Annotated in this window: 12 protein-coding genes; 7 read left to right on the top strand and 5 right to left on the bottom strand. The window is 67.3% G+C overall.

Translation table 11 applies throughout. The features are described 5' to 3' along the window. Nucleotides 1–14: 14 nt before the first annotated feature. Nucleotides 15–1,592 carry a lysine--tRNA ligase gene (locus ACYQ7X_RS01105; RefSeq protein ID WP_459694974.1) on the bottom strand — a complete coding sequence of 526 codons (1,578 nt, stop codon included), beginning with the start codon at nt 1,590–1,592 and terminating at the stop codon, nt 15–17. Nucleotides 1,593–1,676: 84 nt separating this feature from the next. Between ACYQ7X_RS01105 and ACYQ7X_RS01100 the strand changes: the two genes are divergently transcribed. The 6 genes from ACYQ7X_RS01100 (at nt 1,677) to ACYQ7X_RS01075 (ending at nt 10,432) form a co-directional block, all read left to right on the top strand. After that, nucleotides 1,677–4,574 (top strand): ATP-dependent DNA helicase, encoded by a 2,898-nt coding sequence (locus tag ACYQ7X_RS01100; RefSeq protein ID WP_459695201.1) that lies wholly within the window; start codon nt 1,677–1,679, stop codon nt 4,572–4,574. After that, nucleotides 4,540–5,079, top strand: coding sequence for a TIGR00645 family protein (locus ACYQ7X_RS01095; RefSeq protein ID WP_459694973.1), 540 nt, complete (start codon nt 4,540–4,542; stop codon nt 5,077–5,079). Before ACYQ7X_RS01100 ends, ACYQ7X_RS01095 begins: the two co-directional genes overlap by 35 nt. A gap of 3 nt (nt 5,080–5,082) precedes the next feature. Beyond that, nucleotides 5,083–6,558, top strand: a complete 1,476-nt coding sequence (locus ACYQ7X_RS01090) for an MFS transporter (RefSeq protein ID WP_459694972.1) — start codon at nt 5,083–5,085, stop codon at nt 6,556–6,558. Nucleotides 6,559–6,646: 88 nt separating this feature from the next. Continuing rightward, nucleotides 6,647–7,681, top strand: a complete 1,035-nt coding sequence (mgrA, locus tag ACYQ7X_RS01085) for an L-glyceraldehyde 3-phosphate reductase (RefSeq protein WP_459694971.1) — start codon at nt 6,647–6,649, stop codon at nt 7,679–7,681. A 72-nt stretch (nt 7,682–7,753) separates the two neighbouring features. After that, the gene (locus tag ACYQ7X_RS01080) at nt 7,754–9,946 is read left to right on the top strand and encodes an amylo-alpha-1,6-glucosidase (RefSeq protein ID WP_459694969.1); all 2,193 of its coding nucleotides are present in this window, start codon (nt 7,754–7,756) and stop codon (nt 9,944–9,946) included. Between the two features lie 45 nt (nt 9,947–9,991). Continuing rightward, entirely contained in the window at nt 9,992–10,432 is a 441-nt protein-coding gene (locus tag ACYQ7X_RS01075) for a hypothetical protein (protein ID WP_459694968.1), read from the top strand. Between the two features lie 270 nt (nt 10,433–10,702). Here the strand turns inward: ACYQ7X_RS01075 and ACYQ7X_RS01070 are convergent, their stop codons facing one another. After that, nucleotides 10,703–11,074 carry an SH3 domain-containing protein gene (locus ACYQ7X_RS01070; RefSeq protein WP_459694967.1) on the bottom strand — a complete coding sequence of 124 codons (372 nt, stop codon included), beginning with the start codon at nt 11,072–11,074 and terminating at the stop codon, nt 10,703–10,705. Nucleotides 11,075–11,298: 224 nt separating this feature from the next. Between ACYQ7X_RS01070 and ACYQ7X_RS01065 the strand changes: the two genes are divergently transcribed. Next, on the top strand, nt 11,299–12,966 hold the full coding sequence (locus ACYQ7X_RS01065) for an AIPR family protein (protein ID WP_459694966.1): 1,668 nt from the start codon (nt 11,299–11,301) through the stop codon (nt 12,964–12,966). A gap of 334 nt (nt 12,967–13,300) precedes the next feature. Here the strand turns inward: ACYQ7X_RS01065 and ACYQ7X_RS01060 are convergent, their stop codons facing one another. From ACYQ7X_RS01060 to gorA, 3 genes are all read right to left on the bottom strand, one after another. Then, nucleotides 13,301–14,455 carry a nicotinate phosphoribosyltransferase gene (locus ACYQ7X_RS01060; protein ID WP_459694965.1) on the bottom strand — a complete coding sequence of 385 codons (1,155 nt, stop codon included), beginning with the start codon at nt 14,453–14,455 and terminating at the stop codon, nt 13,301–13,303. 33 nt (nt 14,456–14,488) lie between these two features. Then, nucleotides 14,489–15,907 (bottom strand): class II 3-deoxy-7-phosphoheptulonate synthase, encoded by a 1,419-nt coding sequence (locus tag ACYQ7X_RS01055; RefSeq protein ID WP_459694964.1) that lies wholly within the window; start codon nt 15,905–15,907, stop codon nt 14,489–14,491. A 151-nt stretch (nt 15,908–16,058) separates the two neighbouring features. Further along, on the bottom strand, nt 16,059–17,444 hold the full coding sequence (gorA, locus tag ACYQ7X_RS01050) for a glutathione-disulfide reductase (RefSeq protein WP_459694963.1): 1,386 nt from the start codon (nt 17,442–17,444) through the stop codon (nt 16,059–16,061). Between the last annotated feature and the right edge of the window lie 126 nt (nt 17,445–17,570).

Genomic DNA, 17,570 nt, shown 5'->3' with positions numbered 1-17,570 from the left:
TTAAGGCCACCAGATCAGCGCGCGAGCGCAGCCTCGATGAGAGCAACTGTCTCGGCCACGCCATAGAGTGCGACGAACCCGCCGAAGCGCGGGCCTTCGCTCTGGCCGAGCAGCACCTGGTAGAGGCAGGCGAACCACTCCTTCAGCGCCGCGAAGGGATGCCGCTTGCCGACCTCGTAAACCAGCGTCTGGATCTCCTCGGCCGGCGTGCCGGGCGGGATGGCGCGGAGGCTCTCGGCGAGATCGGCGAGTGCCGCGCGCTCCACCTCGCTCGCCTGCCGGAAGGCTTTCTTCGGCCGCACGAAATCCTGGTAGTAAGCGACGGCATAGCCCACGAGTTGGGCGAGGAAGGGCGAGGTCTCGGGCGTCAGATCCGGCGAATAGCGGCGGATGAAGCCCCAGAGAATCTCCGGGTTCTCGGCATTGGCGACCGAGGCGAGGTTCAAGAGCATGCCGAAGCCAATCGGGCTGCCCGCATCCTCTGGCACCGGCCCGCCATGGATGAACCAGGCGGGGTTGCTTTCATCCACCGGCATGCCGGCCTTGGCCTCTGCTTGCGCCTTGGCGACATGGGCGAGGTAGTCATCCACCGCGCGGGGGATGACGTCGAAGAACAGCCGCTTGGCGCGCTGCGGCTGGTTGAACATGAAGAGGCTGAGGCTCTCCTGCGGCGCGTATTTCAGCCATTCCTCGATCGCCAGCCCATTGCCCTTGGACTTGGAGATCTTCTGCCCGCGGTCGTCGAGGAAGAGTTCGTAGTTGAAGCCGGCCGGGGGTTCGGCGCCGAGGATGCGGCAGATCTCGCCCGAGAGCTTGATGCCCTCGATGTGATCCTTGCCGGCCATCTCGTAATCGACGCCGAGCGCCGCCCAGCGCATCGCCCAATCGGCCTTCCACTGCATCTTGGCGCCGCCGCCCGTCACCGGCGTCTCGTAGAAGGTGCCGTCCTCCGGATCGCGCCAGGCGACCGTGCCGGCATCGGGATCGACCTTCTCGATCAGCACCTGCATGACGACGCCGGTCCTGGGATGGACCGGCAGGATGGGCGAATAGGTCGCCTGCCGCTCCGCCCCCAGCGTCGGCAGCACGACGGCGACGATCTCGTCATGCCGGCGGAGCGCTTCGCGGAGTGCCGCGTCGAAAGCGCCGGAGCGGTAGCTCTCGGTCGCCGAGATGAATTCGTAGTCGAAGCCGAAACTGTCGAGGAAGGCGCGGAAGCGCGCATTGTTGTGGTGGCCGAAGCTCTCATGCGTGCCGAAGGGATCGGGCACATCGGTCAACGGGCGGCCGATATAGCCGCGCAGCATGTCGCGGTTGGGCACATTCTCCGGCACCTTGCGCATGCCGTCCATATCGTCCGAGAAGGCGATGAGGCGGGAAGGCAGGCCGGTGAGCGCGGTAAACGCCTGGCGGACCCAGCTGGTGCGGGCAACCTCGCCGAAGGTGCCGATATGCGGCAGGCCGGAGGGGCCGTAGCCGGTTTCGAACAGCGCCGCGCCTTTGCCCGTCTTTTCCATGCGGGCGACGAGTTTCTGGGCTTCCTCGAAAGGCCAGGTCTTGGGCGCGGGCGTGGTGCGTGCGATTGTGTTCATGATGAGCGTCAATAGAAACTGCCTGGGCTGCCGGTCAATGAAGGTTGCGGCATGAGTGGATCGCGGCCCGGCGACGGGCAGGCCATGCCGGGCGCCCCTCAGCCGGGCGCCCCTCAGCCGGGTGGCCTCGCTCTCGCGGCCGGCGCCGGCCGCGCCGCCCTGCTGACCGAGGATGGCGAGGTGCTGACGCTGCAGGGCGCCGCCCTCGGCCGCCATCTCCCGCCCGATGCGATGCCGCTGCTCATCCACGGGCCCGCCACCTGGCGCCGCATCGGCCTCCAGCCCCGCCCGGCCTACGATCTTCTGGAACTCCACGCCTTCGTGCGGCCGGCCGAACCCCTGGTGCCGACGGCGCGCGGCTTCGCCGATGCCCTCGGCCTGCCGCCGCCTGGGCCCGGGCTGGAGGCGGCCGCCGCCTTCTTGCCGCGCATCGCGGCCGCGCTCCTCGACGAGATCGCCCGCCATGCCGGCACGCCCGCCTATCGCGAGGCGCCGGCGCTCGCCGAGCGGATGGGCCGCGCCGGCTGGGCCTGGGGCCGCTCGGTCGTCCAAGCCCTGGCGGCCGGCGGCGCGACGCCGCCCCCCGCGCGGGACAATACCGCCTTCCGTGTCTGGCGCCGCCTGCCGGAATGGGAGGAGAGCGCGCCGCCGCCCGCGCCATCCTCCCTCCCCGTCTCGCCGGCCGAGGCGCGCAGCCGCCTCGCCCGTATCCTCGGCGCCGGGGCGGAAAGCCGGCAGGGCCAGGCGGATTACGCCTCGGCCGCGGCGGCCGCCTTCCAGCCGCGCCTCACCCAAGGGGCGCCGCATCTGGTGCTGGCCGAGGCCGGCACGGGGACCGGCAAGACGCTCGGCTATGTCGCTCCGGCCAGCCTCTGGGCCGAGCGCAACCATGCGCCGGTGTGGATTTCCACCTTCACCCGCCACCTGCAACGCCAGGTGGAGGGTGAACTCGCCCGCCTCTTCCCTGATCCGGCGGAGCGGCAGCGCCGCGTCGTGCTGCGCAAGGGGCGGGAGAATTACCTCTGCCTGCTCAACCTCGAAGATGCCGTCACCGCCGCCCTCTCGGGCGCCAGCCCCGCGCTCACCATCCCGCTCGGCCTCATCGCCCGCTGGGCCGCCAAGACAGCGGATGGCGACATCATGGGCGGCGATCTGCCCGGCTGGTTCATGGAGCTTTTCGGCGCCCCGCTGCTCGGCTCCCTCGCCGACCGGCGGGGCGAATGCCTCTACGCCGCCTGCCCGCATTGGAAGCGCTGCTTCGTGGAACACGGCATCCGCCGCGCGCGGGAGGCCGATCTCGTCGTCGCCAACCACGCGCTGGTGCTGACCCAGGCCGCCTGGGGCGGGCTCGACGATGCGTACGTTCCGACGCGCTACGTCTTCGACGAGGGGCATCATCTGTTCGACGCCGCCGACGCCGCCTTCTCGGCCGAGCTTTCCGGGCGGGAGACCGCCGAACTCCGCCGCTGGCTGCTGGGCGCCGAGGGGATCCGGAGCCGCGGCAAGGGGCTCACCGCCCGGCTCGGCGATCTCGTGGCCGCCAGCCCAGACCTCTCGGCGCAGCTCGATGCCGCACTCGCCGCCGCCCGCGCGCTCCCCGCCCCCGGCTGGGGCATGCGCATCGGCGAGGAGGGCACCCCGGCCGAGACGGGGCCCGAACCCCTCGCCGCCAATCCGGCAGAAGCCTTCCTGGCGGCGCTGCGCAGCCAGATCCTCGCCCGTATCGAAGGCCGCGCCGCGGCGGCGGACGAGGCGCGCGCCGGCTTCTCGGCCGAATGCGATCTGCACCCGGTCTCGCCCGCCGTGCTGACGACCGGCGCCACGCTCGCCCGCGCGCTCGCCCGCATCGCCGAGCCGCTCGGCACGCTCCGCCTGCGCCTGCTCGCCCGGCTGGAGACGGAAGCGGAGGAGCTGGACGCCGCCACCCGCGCGCGCATCGAAGGCATGGGCCGCACCCTCTCCCGCCGCGCGCTGGAGCCGCTCGCCGCCTGGGCCGCGATGCTGGCCGATCTCGCCGCGGCTCCGGGGGCGGAGCCGCAGCCGGCCGCCATCGCGCGGCACGTGCAGTTCCTCCGGCTCGATCGCGGCGAGGCCGGACAGGTCCGCGATGTCGCGCTGCTGCGCCACTGGATCGACCCGACGCTGCCTTTCTCCACCGTCGTCGCCGCCCCCGCCCATGGCCTCGTCATCACCTCCGCGACCCTCCGCGACGGGGGCGAGGCGGATGCCGAACAGGCCTGGGCGCAGGCGGAGGCGCGGGTCGGCGCGCATCACCTGCCGCTGCCCGCCATCCGCGCCAGCCTGCCGAGCCCCTTCGACTATGCCGAGCGCACCCGCGCGATCGTGGTGACGGATGTGGATAGCGCCGATCCGGCCGCGCTCGCCGCTGCCTATCGCACCCTCTTCCTCGCCGCGGGCGGCGGCGCGCTCGGGCTTTTCACCGCGATCGGCCGGCTCCGCTCCGTCCATCGCCGCATCGCCCCCGCGCTCGAAGAAGCCGGGCTGCCGCTCTATGCCCAGCATATCGACGCGATGAACAACGCGACCCTCGTGGATATCTTCCGCTCGGAGGAAAACTCCTGCCTGCTCGGCACGGACGCGATGCGCGACGGCGTGGATGTGCCGGGCCGCGCCCTCCGGCTCGTGGTTTTCGAGCGCGTGCCCTGGCCGCGCCCCGATATCCTGCATCGGGAGCGGCGCATCCATCTCTCCGGCGGCGCGCCCAAGGCCTATGACGATCACGTCGCGCGGCTGCGGCTGCGCCAGGCCTTCGGCCGCCTCATCCGCCGTGGCGACGATCGGGGCGTCTTCGTGCTGCTTGACCGGCGGACGCCGACGCGGCTTCTCTCCGCCTTTCCCGATGGCGTGGAGGTGACGCGGCTCGGCCTCGCCGAGGCTGCCGCCCGCACCCGCCAGTTCCTGACACCCGCCGAGAGAGACGATGCCGATGCGCACCGAGCCGCGTTACCCCCACCCGCGTGATCTGACGCGCCGGGCGATCCATGCCAGCCGCTGGATGCTGGCGCCGATCTATCTCGGCCTCATCCTCAGCTTCGCCCTGCTGCTCATCCGCTTCTTTGCCAAGCTCGGCCTGCTCTTCTGGAACGCGCCGACGGAGACGACGAACCAGGTGATCGTCGGCATCCTCTCGCTCGTCGAACTGTCGCTGATGGCGAGCCTCGTCATGATGGTGGTGTTCTCGGGCTATCAGAACTACATCGCGCGCCTCTTCACCGAGGACGACCCGAACCAGCCGGACTGGATGAACCACATCGATTTCAGCGATATCAAGCTCAAGCTGATGGGCTCGATCGTCGCCATCACCGCCATCCAGCTGCTCGAAATCTTCCTCGAAATCCGCAAGGAAACGCCGACCGATATCGCCTGGGCGGTGGGCATCCACCTCACCTTCGTCGTCTCCTGCGTCATGCTGGCGGTGATGGACCGGCTGACGCTGCGCAAGACCCTGCTCTCGCGGGGGGAGTGAGCCTTGGCCACCACCCTCGCCGATGCCGCGCGCGCGGGCCGCGCGCCCCATGCCCGGCTCATCCTCGTCACCATGCTCATCTCGACCTTCATGGCGGCGGTGGAGGTGACGGTGATCTCGACCGCGATGCCGACGATCGTCGCCAAGCTCGGCGGATTTCACCTCTTCTCCTGGGTCTTCGGCGTCTATCTGCTGACGCAAGCGGTGATGACACCGCTCTATGGCCGGCTGGCCGATAGCTTCGGCCGGAAATCCGTCTATCTCGCCGGCACCGCGCTCTTCCTCGCCGGCTCGCTGCTCTGCGGCCTCGCCCAGAGCATGGTGGCGCTCATCCTCTTCCGCGCGATCCAGGGGATCGGCGGCGGCAGCCTCGCCCCGCTCGCCAGCACCATCCTGGGCGATATCACCGCGCCCGAGCACCGGCCGCGCGTCTTCGGCTATGTCTCCGGCGTCTGGGGCATCGCCGCGATCATCGGGCCGCTGCTCGGCGCCTTCTTCGTTCATACGATCGGCTGGCAATTCTGTTTCTGGATCAACCTGCCGGTCGGCTGCATCACCATGCCGCTGGTCTGGCGCTTCCTGCGCGAGCCGGCGGGGCTGCGCCTGCGCACGCCGATCGACCTGCCGAGCGCGGGGCTGCTCGTCGCCGGGCTCGGCCTGCTGATGGCGGCCCTCGTCGAATGCGACCGGCTCGGCACGGCGGCCCTCGCCGGCTGGCTGCTCGGCGCCTTTCTCCTGCTCGGCCTCTTCGTGATGCGGGAGCGGGCGATGCCGCACCCCCTGCTGCCGGTGGATCTCGTGCTGCGGCGGGTGCTCCTCACCGCCAATGCCTCGGCCCTGCTCTCGGGCGCGCTGCTCATCGCGACGACCGCCTTCCTGCCGCCGCTGGTGCAAGGGGTGATCGGCGGCTCGGCGCTCGATGCCGGGATCGTCGTCGGCACGCTGACCCTGTCCTGGACGGCGGCGAGCATGACGCTCGGCCGCGCCATCGGGCATGTCGGCAACCGCGTGCTGGCGGTGGGCGCGGCGGTGGTGCTGCTCCTCGGCATGGTGGCGCTGGTGCCAATCGCCGATGGGCGGAGCCTCGCCTGGCTCGCCGCGATCGGCCTGCCGATCGGCGCCGGCATGGGGCTCACCAGCATCGTCTTCGCGATCGTCGTGCAATCGGGCGTGCAGGGCGCGGAGCGCGGGCGGGCGACGGCCCTCTTCTTCTTCAGCCGGCTGATGGGCCAGGCGATCGGCGCGGCGGCCTTCGGCGGCGTGCTCAATGCGGGCCTGGCTGACCGGCATGGCGCGGATTTGATGCGCCAGCTGATGGACCCTCACCTGCGCCTCGGCATGGGCGGCCCCGGCCTCGCCGCCGCGGCTGGCCGCCTCGCCAGCGCGCTGCACGGCGTCTTTACCCTCGCCGCCGTCATCGCCCTCGGCGTCCTCGCGGTCGCCTTCTTCGCGCCCGAGCGCCCGCGCCGGGTGGGGTGAAATGGTAGCGTAACCAAGACCCCCTGTCCCTCCCGCGCCAGCCGGTCTAGGCTCGCCCGGTCACAGACCGCTCTGCGAGGATAACCCGATGACCTATGTTGCCGATCTCACCCGCTATGACGACGCCATCCCCTACCGCCGCTGCGGCCGCTCGGGCATCAAGCTGCCGGCGATCTCGCTCGGCCTCTGGCACCATTTCGGCGGCACCGACCGGCTGGAGAACGGCCGCGCCATCCTCCGCCGCGCCTTCGATCGCGGCGTCACGCATTTCGATCTCGCCAACAACTACGGCCCTCCGTACGGCTCGGCCGAAGAGAATTTCGGCACCATCCTCAAGAAGGATTTCCTGCCCTATCGCGATGAGCTGATCATCTCCTCCAAGGCCGGCTGGGATATGTGGCCCGGCCCCTACGGCATGGGCGGCAGCCGCAAATACCTCATCGCGAGCTGCGACCAGAGCCTCAAGCGCATGGGGCTCGACTACGTGGACATCTTCTATTCCCACCGCCCGGATTTCGAGACGCCGCTGGAAGAGACGATGGATGCACTGGCGCAGATCGTGCGGCAAGGCAAGGCGCTCTACGTCGGCATCTCCTCCTATGGCCCGGAACTCACCCGCAAGGCGCATGCCCTGCTGCGCGAGCGCGGCGTGCCGCTCTTCATCCACCAGCCTTCCTATTCCATGCTCAACCGCTGGGTGGAGGAAGGCCTGCTCGATACGCTGAGCGAGATCGGCACCGGCTGCATCGCCTTCTCGCCGCTGGCGCAGGGCCTGCTGACCGACAAGTATCTCGGCGGCATCAAGGAAGGGACGCGCGCGGCGGAGAAGCAATCCTTCGATCAGGGGCTGATCACGGAGGAAAACCTCGCCCGCGTGCGCGCCTTGCACGAGATCGCCGAGAAGCGCGGCCAGTCCCTCGCGCAGATGGCGATCGCCTGGGTGTTGCGCAACCCGGCGGTGACGAGCGCGCTCATCGGCGCGCGCAACGTCGCCCAGCTCGATAACGCTCTGGACGCGACGCAGAACCTCGCCTTCACTGCGGAAGAGCTGGCGGCGATCGAGCCGCATGCCCAGGAAGGCGGGATCGACCTTTGGCGGAAGGTCGCCTCCTTCACGGGTTGAGAAGCCGGCCGAGACGACAGAGGGGGCGGATGGCCCGCCGCCTCTGCGCCGGCGAGCGAGAGGGACGCGCAGATGAGCGGGCAGCAAGATGCGAGCGAGCCACCCTATGCCGTAGGCGCGGCGCTTTCCTTGCAGGAGCGGCAGTTCCGCACCCTGAAGAACGCCGACATGTTCGGCGTCTTCGACCTCTCGGGCAATATCGCGCCCTATGAGGGCGGCACCGAGGGGCTCTACAACCGCGATACGCGCCATCTCTCGCGCTTCACCCTCGCCATCGGCGGGGGCAGCCCGGTGCTGCTGAGCTCCACCATCCGGGACGACAATACCGCGCTGATCTGCGACCTCACCAACCCCGATCTGCTGCGGGATGGCAGCGTCGTCGTCGATCACGGCCTCATCCATATCCGCCGCATGCGCTTCATGCAGCATGGCTGCTGCTATGAGCGGCTGCAGGTGCGCAGCTTCGCCCATGTGGCGCAGACCGTGCGCCTCAGCCTGTCCTATGATTGCGACTTCGCCGATCTCTTCGAGGTGCGCGGCACCAAGCGCCTCCGCCATGGCAGGCGGGCGGAGCCTGTGGTCGGCGAGGATCGCGTGACGCTCGGCTATACCGGGCTTGACGAGCGGCGGCGGGAAACGCGGCTCCGCTTCAGCCCGGCGCCGACGCGCATCGGCCCCGAGGAGGCGATCTTCGACCTCACCCTGCCGCCGGCCGGCCGCGCCGTGCTCTATCTCGAAATCGCCTGCACCGATCCGGATGCGGGCGATGTGCCGCCGATCCCCACCGCCCCGGTGCGCGAGAGCTTTCTGCGCAGCTATGTCGAGGCGCGGCGCTGGATGCGCAGCCGCTCGGCGCGCGCGGCGGCGATGGAAAGCTCCAACGAATTGTTCAACGAGGCGATCCGCCGCGCCATCGCCGATCTCTACATGCTCATCACCGAGAAGCCGAGCGGCCTCTACCCCTATGCCGGCATTCCCTGGTTCACCACCGCCTTCGGCCGCGATGCGCTGATCACCGCCTATGAGGCGCTGTGGATCGACCCTTCGATCGCCCGCGGCGTGCTGCGCTTCCTGGCCGAGGTGCAGGCGACCGAGGTTGACGCCGCATCCGATGCCGAGCCCGGCAAGATCCTGCACGAGATGCGCAACGGCGAGATGGCCCTCCTCGGCGAAGTGCCGTTCCGCCGCTACTATGGCTCGATCGACAGCACGCCGCTCTTCCTCATGCTCGCCGGCGCCTATATCGAGCGGACGGGGGATGACGAGACGGCCCGGCAGCTCTGGCCGCATTTCGAGGCCGCGCTCGGCTGGATCGACCGCTATGGCGATCGGGACGGAGACGGGTTCGTGGAATATTTCCGCGCGACCGAGAGCGGCCTGCAGAACCAGGGCTGGAAGGATAGTTACGACAGCGTCTTCCACGCCGATGGCTCGCTCGCCGAGGGTCCGATCGCGCTTTGCGAAGTGCAGGGCTATGTCTTTGCCGCGCGGCGGGCGATGGCGCTGATGGGCGAGCGGTTGGGGCATCACGCGATCGCGGCCGAGCAGGCGGCCAAGGCGGAGGCGCTGCGCGCAGCCTTCGAGGCGGCCTTCTGGTGCGAGGAGATCGGCACCTATGCCCTCGCCCTCGATGGCGCCAAGAAGCCCTGCCGGGTGCGGAGTTCCAACCCCGGCCATCTCCTCGTCACCGGGATCGTCGCGCCAGAGCGCGCGGCGCGGATGACGGAAGGCTTCATGAGCCAGGATTTCTTCTGCGGCTGGGGCATCCGCACGGTGGCCACCACCGAGGCGCGCTACAACCCGATGTCCTATCACAACGGCTCGGTCTGGCCGCACGACAATGCGCTGATCGCCATGGGCCTCGCCCGCTATGGCCAGACCGAAGCGGTGACGCGGATTTTCGAGGGGCTGTTCTCCGCCGCGCTCTATATCGACATGCGGCGCCTGCCCGAACTCTTCTGCGGCTTTCCGCGCCAGCGCGGCCAGGGGCCGACCTTCTATCCGGTTGCCTGCTCACCCCAGGCCTGGGCGGCGGCGGCACTGCCGGCGCTGCTGCAAGCCTCCCTCGGCCTCTCGATCAACCCGGAGAACCGATCCGTCATCTTCCGCAATCCGAAGCTGCCGCCGGTGCTGGAGCGGATGGTGCTGCACAACATCGCCATCGGCTCGGCGCGCATCACCGTTCATATCCGCCGCACGGGCGAGGAAGTGGCGCTCAACGTGATGGAGCGGCACGGCGATATCCATATCCTGGTGCAGAGCTGAGGCCGGGCGGATCGCGCGCCTCGAACGGGCAGAGAGCGTATGAGCGTGGCCGTGGCTGACGGCGTGGTGCGGCCGGCGCAGGGCCTCGCCCGCCGCCTGTTGCTGCCGATCTACGGCGCCGATCAGGCGATCACCGTCACCATCCTCGGCGCGGCGCTGCTGCTCGGTCTGTACTGGAGCGGCTGGGGCGCGGCGCGTGCCATCCCCGCCCTGCTCGGCGCCTATGCGGGTGTTATCCTCGTCATGTGGCGGGCTGCCCCCTGCCGGCTCTGGCTGCCGCCGGAACGGGAGGCGGCGATCACCGCCATACTTGACGGAGCCCGCCTTCTCCGCCGCGCCGGAGAGACGACGGAGTGGCGGCCGGCGCGGAGCCGCCTGCGGCGATGGGACAGCGATACGATACGGCTGCAGCGGCAGCCAGCCGGGCTCCTCATCACCGGCCGACGGCATGATCTGACCCTCATTGCGGCTTATCACGGCAGGTGAGGCGGGAGCGGCGGTCTGGCAGGCCCGCGGCATCCCCCCGTTCAGGCCGATGAACCCACCACGAAACTGGCCGGTGCCTTCATCGAAGGTGATGACCGCCCCGATCCTGTTCCATATCATCGTATCTATGGCTTCAACTTGAGGCTTCTTTGGTCTGCGGCGGATGGCTATTTCCGACCCATGACGGCAGAAGGCGCAAAACCAGAATGACCTCTGAAGCGGTCATTTCCCCAGGCGAGGCCAAAGCAACTTTTCTCCAACGCAGTAGGGCTACTCCTCGGCAATGACTGCCCCATCTGGCACCCATCCCCGCTCGCCACCGGCCGCCTCACAAAACAGAAAGCCGCTCTCACCGTGAAGAAGACGTAACCGGTCCCCCGCTTTTACCGTGAGTTCAAGCGCTGAGAAGTCCCGAAGCGCCTGCCATCCTTCCGCAGCTTGCGCAAACCACTGATAGGGAACCCACCCGACACGTCCATCTGGCGCTCGGCACCAGACCCAGCCCAGGACGTCGGTTCTCATCGCACTATCCGTAACAGGATGAACGATATCACCCCGTTTGACCGCGAGAGGGTCGTCATACGGTCGATCATAGTCGAGTACGACGATCCCGAAGGTATCAGGAGGAAAGACGAAGAGCATCGTAGGTCTCGCATAGCATGAACATCGGGTGCCGACCCACCCAGGACGACCATGCCTCAAGTCCGTCAATCCTGAAGCAGACGTTCGCCACCATGTAGATATGGTTATGGAGCTACGTTGACGTTTCGGCGGGCGGCTGCAACTATCTACCGGTAAGACGCTGCGGGCGTCATTTCGGGACCTGCATTATGACAACTCTACGAGTTCGACAGATCAAGGCGCGATTGCGCGAGAGATTCGAAGGCTTTCTGTCTCTAGATGATCTGAGCCCGGATGATCAGGAACGCGACCAAAAGGTTCTGACTCGCTGTCTGGCTGCTTTGGCAATCGCGCTCGAAGCAGGCTGCAGCGATAAAGATGCCGCAGAAGCCGTGTGGGACGGACAAGACGACAACGGCCTTGATGCGGTATATCACGATATCAATGGCTCTCAAGTTGTTATAGCTCAAGCCAAATGGTTCAACGACGGAAGTGGTGAGCCCGCAGCTAGAGAGCTTTCTTCCTTCGCTGACGGGGTGCGCGATTTAGTAGAAGATGAAGCGGACAACTTCGCAAAGCGCCTGCGAAGCAAACTGCAAGTCATAGGCCGCGCAATCAATACACCTGGCATCACGCTGCGTCTAGTTATAGTAACAACTGGAAATAGTAACCTTTCGCAGCACGGTGCCGCCGTAATCGCCAGGATTTTAAATGAACTGAATGGATCCGACGCTGAGCCCCTTGCAAGCGAGCGACTACTTGGCCTCGCAGAGATCTATCCACCGCTTGCTGCAAACCAATTGGCCGGTCGGATAGACTTGGAACCGACTATTCTCGATTGGTCGCCGGTTAATGAGCCTTATCGTGCATACTTTGGCGTCATCGACGGCTCGCAGCTAAAGACGTGGTGGGTGAAACATGGTCGGCGATTAGTCGCGGAAAATCTTCGATACAGCCTTGGCCCAACGGACGTAAATGAGCAGCTTAAGCGGACTGCTGTAACCTATCCTGAGCACTTTTGGTATTTCAATAACGGCATCACACTCATTGCTGATGAAGTTTTACGCGCGCCCGGCGCAACCGCTTCACGATCGGCTGGCGTCTTCTCATTGAAGGGTGCTTCAATAGTAAATGGCGCGCAAACGGTCAGTTCTCTAGGTCGTGTTAAGGACGAAGACGACGAACGGTTGGCTCGTGTTCGCGTTCCCATACGAGTTATTCTTTTGCGTGCAACTCCAGAAGGTTTTGGCGGGCAGGTAACACGCACCAACAATCTGCAGAACAGGGTAGAGCTTCGAGACTTTGTTGCACAAGATCCAGAGCAGACGCGCCTGCGCCTGGAGATGGCGATGGAAGGAGTAGAATATCAGTTTGTGCGGAGCGATGATTATATTCCGTCAGCCAAAGCATGTGAACTGATCGAGGTTACAACAGCACTGGCTTGTGCATCCGGCGATCCAAACCATGCAACAATCGTAAAGACTGGTATCGGCCGCATTTTCATCGATCTTAGCAGGGCTCCTTATCGAGCCTTATTCAATCCGAGTCTGAGTGGTGTTCGCGCTTATAATGCCACCGTGCTTCTTCGCCGAATAGATAATTGGATCGAAAACAAAAAGAATCTCATTCTGAGGCGCAGTGGCTACCAATGGGGCACTTTGATCCACGGCAACAGGATACTCGCTGCAGCCGTGATACGGACTTCGGAGACATCAATTCTATCGTCGACCATTGCGGATTTTGAAGCAAGTCTGGCCAGACTGCCCCTAGAGAGTCACTGTGAAGAGGTCTATGCTGCAATGGTCAAAGTCCTCGAGCGTGACTTCGCAAGTCGGTTCCTGGCAGTCCTGTTCAAGAGCCCGGTCGACAGTCGGGCAGTCTATGAGGGGACGATCAGAATGATAACGGTCTAAAATTCATATTAAGGTGCAACGAGCCGCTCGAAGCAGAAGTAACGGCGGAGATCTGCCTACGATCTTTACTGACCGCTTTAACGATCATTTTTTCAGTTGCCAACATTCCGCCCCCCCCCCCCCCAAAGCGGCCATCTGGCCCTCTCATATACCGGAAGTTCTTTGGTTCTTTGCGCCCGACGAGGCCTTTCAAGAAAGAACCGGCTTGCTTCTGCTTGTGGCAGGCGGTGGATGCCCGGGTCGAGCCCGCGCATGACAAGGAAGCCGGCCGCGCCTCGCCGGCCGCGCCCCGCCGGCCGCGCCTCGCCGGGCATGACGAGGAAGCGAGCCGTGCCTAGCCGGCCGCGCCACTCCGCCTTTGCAGCAGGAATTCGCGCCCGAGCTTGACGCGCGGCTCACCGTCATAGGCGATGATATCGGCCGTGGCGTATGTTTCATGCCAATGGTCGGGGATGAAGCTGCCGGTGCCCACCACGTCGATCGGCGCATGGGCATCGGCCATCACGCGGCACTTATCCACCCCGAAACCCGAGGAGGCGACGATGCGCACCGACGCGAAGCCCGCCTCGTCCAGCGCTTCGCGCATACGCCAGATGGCAGCCGCCGAAACCCCGGTGCCGACGAGGTGGCGCAGCTCGGCATCCGACCGGTAGCGGCGGATGGCGCCGGGGCTGCGGCGTTCGAGCACGGCATAGCTCGCCGCCGGGTCGAGGCTTTCGAGGAAGCGGCCGCCATGGGTATCGAGACGGACGGAGACACGCCCGGCCGCCACCAGATCGGGGAAGCGGCGGCAGACGGCGAGCGCATCGGTGATCTCGCGCCCGAAGTAATCGACGAGCACGGTCAGCGGATCGTCCGGGAAGGTCTCGTGATACATCTCGGCCGCCCGCACGGTGGAGCCGGCATAGCCGATGAGGGCGTGCGGCATGGTGCCCAAGCCCCGCGGCGCGCCGAAGAAATGCGCCGTCGCGTCATTCGCATTGCCGATGAAGCCGCGTGCCCCCTCGCGCTGCGCCGCGCGGCTGCCGACCGAGGCGCCATAGGCCATCATCGCCTGCATCTCGGTGCCCGCGCAGTGCCGCGCCTCCATGGCGAGGAAGGTGACGCCGGGCAGCGCGATGCACATCTGATAGGCATGATGCGCGGCGACGCAGACGGCGCCGAGCTTCTGCAGGAAGAGCGTCTCGAGATCGGTGAGGTGGACATAGCTGCCGGTGATGGTGAGCAGCGGCTCGCCCGCGCCGACCCAGCTGCCTTCCTCCTGCAAAACCTCGATCTCGAAGCGGGTGCCGCGCGCGGCGGCAACCGCGCCGATCCAATCCAGCATCAGCTTGGGCGCCGAGATCACCGGGCGGCGGAGAAAGACCGCGTAAGTCACGGTCTTGTCCCCGAAGCGGCTGACGATCGCCTTGGTCTTGTTGAAATAGGTATCGGTATAGGCGGCGATCTTCTCCGCCTCCACCAGATCCCCTGCCGAGAGCGTATCCATCGCCGCGCGCCTTTCCGCTTGCCGCCCGGGGGCTTATTCGGCCGCCACGGCGGCGGCCGTCGGCACCCGGCGGGCCTTCAGCTCTTCCGCCACCAGGAAGGCGAGTTCGAGGGACTGCTCGGCATTGAGCCGCGGATCGCAGAAGGATTCGTAGCGCCGGCCGAGATCGGCCTCGGTCAGCCGATGCGCGCCGCCGACGCATTCCGTCACGTCCTGCCCGGTCATCTCGACATGGATGCCGCCCGGCCAGCTGCCTTCCGCGGCATGCGCCTCGAAGAAGGCGCGCACCTCGCCGAGGATGGAATCGAAGCGGCGGGTCTTGCGGCCATGGCTGGTCGAGATCGTGTTGCCATGCATGGGATCGCAGAGCCAGACGACTGAGGCGCCGGCCTGGCGCACGGCGCGCAGCAGGCGCGGCAGCTTGCTCTCGACCTTCTCGATCCCCATGCGGCTGATGAGGGTGAGGCGCCCGGGCTCGTTCGTGGGGTTGAGGGTGTCGATCAGCCGCAGCAGATCCTCAGGCTCGGTCGATGGGCCGACCTTGAGGCCGATCGGGTTGCGGATGCCGCGCATGAATTCGACATGCGCGCCGTCTGCCTGGCGCGTGCGGTCCCCGATCCAGAGGAAATGGGCCGAGCAGGCATAGGCCTCGCCGGTGGTCGAATCGACGCGGGCGAGCGCTTCCTCATAGGGCAGCAGCAGCGCCTCGTGGCTGGTGTAGAACTCGGTCTCGCGGATCTGCGGCGCGGTCTCCGCCGTCATGCCGCAGGCGCGCATGAAGTTCAGCGTCTCGTCGATCCGGGCGGCGAGATCCTGATAGCGCTCGCCCAAGGGGCTGCGCTCGACGAAGCCGAGATTCCAGCGATGGACCGAATGCAGATCGGCATAGCCGCCGGTCGCGAAGGCACGCAGCAGGTTGAGCGTGCCGGCGGACTGGAAATAGCCGGTCTCCATCCGCGCCGGATCCGGCACCCGGGCTTCCGGCGTGAAGGCCGGGCCGTTGATGATATCGCCGCGATAGCTCGGCAGCGTCTCATCCCCCACCGTCTCGGTATCGGCGCTGCGCGGCTTGGCATATTGCCCGGCCATGCGGCCCATCTTCACCACCGGCACGCTGGAGCCGAAGGTAAGCACCACCGCCATCTGCAAGAGCACGCGGAAGGTATCGCGGATGATATTGGCGGTGAAATCCTCGAAGCTTTCCGCGCAATCCCCGCCTTGGAGCACGAAGGCGCGGCCGGCCGCGACCTCGGCGAGCGAGGCTTTGAGGCGGCGCGCTTCGCCGGCGAAGACCAGCGGCGGATAGCGGCGGAGCCGCGCTTCGACGGCCGCAACCCGTTCCGGATCCGGATAAGCGGGGATCTGCTTCACCGGCTTGTCGCGCCAGCTCGCCGGGCTCCACCCCTCGGCGGCCCGGATCTCGGGGGAACGGCTGTTTCCCGTCTGGCTCATGCGTCTCTTCCTCGTCTGCGGCGGCGCCGCCTTGCGTGCCGGGCGCCGCCCCGGCCCTGCACGGGCTCGGTCGGGGGGTCTCTTCAGGGTCTTGGCCGCGCCACCAAAGCAGGGCGCGGCCGGGTGTTATCGGCCGAAACGCACGGAAATGCTACTCGGCCGCTTCTGCGGCGCCCGCAACGCGGCTGCGCGTGCGCATCGTCACGAACTCCTCCGCCGCCGTCGGATGGATGCCGATCGTGCGGTCGAAATCCTGCTTGGTGGCGCCCATCCGCACCGCGATGCCGAGGCCCTGCATGATCTCGGGCGCATCGTCGCCCAGCATATGGGCGCCGAGCACGCGCTGGCTCGCCTGGTCCACCACCAGCTTCATCAGCGCGCGCCGCCCGGCGCGGCCGGTGAGCGTATGGCGCATTGGCGTGAAGCGGCTGAGATAGATATCGGCCGGCCCGCGCTTGGCCGCCTCCTCCTCGGTCAGCCCGACGCTCGCGATCGGCGGCGAGGAGAACACCGCCGTCGGCACGTTCTCATGGCTCGCCTCGCGCGAATTGCCCCCGAACAGCGTATCGGCCAGCGCATGCCCCTCGGCGATCGCGACCGGGGTGAGGTTGAGCCGGTCCGTCACGTCACCGATGGCGTAGATCTGCGGCGCCGTCGTGCGGCTGCCGGCATCGACCGCGACCGCCCCCGCCGCATCGAGGGCGACGCCCGCGCGATCGAGCCCGAGGCCGGCGACATGCGGCACCCGCCCCGTCGTCATCACCACGAAATCGACGCCGATCTCGCTCGTGTCGGAGAGATGGACCGAGCGTTGCAGCGCGGCCGACCCCGCTTCGGTGATGCGCAGCGGCACCACCCCGGAATGGAGGTGGATGCCCTGCTCGGCCATGCTCTCGGCCAGCGCCGCGCGCAGATCCGCATCGAAGCCGCGCAGCGGCAGCGGCTGGCGGTAGATGAGATGCACCTCCGAGCCGAGGCCGGCGAAGACGCAGGCGAATTCCACGGCGCTATAGCCGCCGCCGATGATGGCGAGCCGCTCCGGCCGGTGCGGCAGATAGAAGAGATCGTCGGTGATGCCGGCAAGCGCGGCGCCCGGGATATCGGCCTTCTGCGGCGTGCTGCCGGTGGCGATGACGATATGCTCGGCGGTGACGCGCCTGCCGCCGACATCGAGCGTATGCGCGTCGAGAAAGACCGCCCGCGCGTCGAAGATCTGCGCGCCCGCGCGGCCGAGCAGGGCGCGATAGGTGCCCTGCAGGCGGTCGATCTCGCGATCCTTGGCGGCGATGAAGGCGGCCCAATCATGCTGGCCGCGCGCCCCCTGCCAGCCGAAGCCGCGGGAATCCTCGGCCCAGATGCCATATTCGGCCGCCTGCACCATCAGCTTCTTCGGCACGCAGCCGACATTGACGCAGGTGCCGCCCCAGAAACGCTCCTCGGCGATGCCGACGCGGGCACCGTAGCCCGCCGCGATCCGTGCGCAGCGCGTGCCGCCCGATCCGCCACCGATGACGAAAAGATCGAAGTCATAGGGCATGAGCGCGGCTCCTCGGAGAGACTGGCGAGTGCGGGCTGCAATAGGGGGAAGTGCGCGGCCTGGCAATCACGCCCCGCCGCCCCGCGAGGCTGCCCGGTTTGACGGGAATGTGAGCACGATCATACC

The sequence above is a fragment of the Acidisoma sp. C75 genome, assembly GCF_054665095.1.
This window is presented reverse-complemented; position numbering and strand designations above follow the sequence as displayed.

What these genes read in the sequence shown, in the direction of transcription:
- ACYQ7X_RS01105 (WP_459694974.1), bottom strand. Translation starts at nt 1,592, where the DNA reads ATGAACACAATCGCACGCACCACGCCCGCGCCCAAGACCTGGCCTTTC.
- ACYQ7X_RS01100 (WP_459695201.1), top strand. Translation starts at nt 1,677, where the DNA reads ATGCCGGGCGCCCCTCAGCCGGGCGCCCCTCAGCCGGGTGGCCTCGCT.
- ACYQ7X_RS01095 (WP_459694973.1), top strand. Translation starts at nt 4,540, where the DNA reads ATGCGCACCGAGCCGCGTTACCCCCACCCGCGTGATCTGACGCGCCGG.
- mgrA (WP_459694971.1), top strand. Translation starts at nt 6,647, where the DNA reads ATGACCTATGTTGCCGATCTCACCCGCTATGACGACGCCATCCCCTAC.
- ACYQ7X_RS01080 (WP_459694969.1), top strand. Translation starts at nt 7,754, where the DNA reads ATGAGCGGGCAGCAAGATGCGAGCGAGCCACCCTATGCCGTAGGCGCG.
- ACYQ7X_RS01070 (WP_459694967.1), bottom strand. Translation starts at nt 11,074, where the DNA reads ATGCTCTTCGTCTTTCCTCCTGATACCTTCGGGATCGTCGTACTCGAC.
- ACYQ7X_RS01060 (WP_459694965.1), bottom strand. Translation starts at nt 14,455, where the DNA reads ATGGATACGCTCTCGGCAGGGGATCTGGTGGAGGCGGAGAAGATCGCC.
- ACYQ7X_RS01055 (WP_459694964.1), bottom strand. Translation starts at nt 15,907, where the DNA reads ATGAGCCAGACGGGAAACAGCCGTTCCCCCGAGATCCGGGCCGCCGAG.
- gorA (WP_459694963.1), bottom strand. Translation starts at nt 17,444, where the DNA reads ATGCCCTATGACTTCGATCTTTTCGTCATCGGTGGCGGATCGGGCGGC.